Origin of the sequence: Brevibacterium salitolerans (assembly GCF_039531405.1) — a bacterium.
GTDB classification, from domain to species: Bacteria; Actinomycetota; Actinomycetes; order Actinomycetales; family Brevibacteriaceae; genus Brevibacterium; species Brevibacterium salitolerans.
On the sequence record NZ_BAAAPZ010000002.1, the window covers coordinates 552,008 to 552,332 of the forward strand.

Sequence of the window (325 nt, forward strand, 5' to 3'; positions counted from 1 at the left end):
AGGCCTGCGGCGTGTGCGCGGGGTCGACGACCTCGGCCGCGGGCGGCGGTCCGGGCGGCGTCCCCTCGCCGAAGGGCGGCGCGTCCGCGAGCGACTCCCGACCGTGCGGCTCCAGCCAGCCGGAGAGGTCCGGACCCACCGGCACCACCCCGGTGGGGTTGATGTCGCGGTGGACGAGGAAGTAGTGGTCCTTGATCTGCGAGAAGTCCACGGTGTCGCCGAACCCCGGGGTCTGGAAGAGATCGCGCGCGTAGCCCCAGAGCGAGGGGAAGTCCACGAGTCGCTGCCTGTTGCACTTGAAGTGCGAGTAGTACACGGGGTCGAA

General features: G+C 70.8%; 1 pseudogene. It reads right to left on the reverse strand.

Going from position 1 to position 325, the window contains the following annotated elements:
* Positions 1-325: pseudogene (locus tag ABD240_RS03555) on the reverse strand (glutathione S-transferase family protein); the annotation flags it as partial.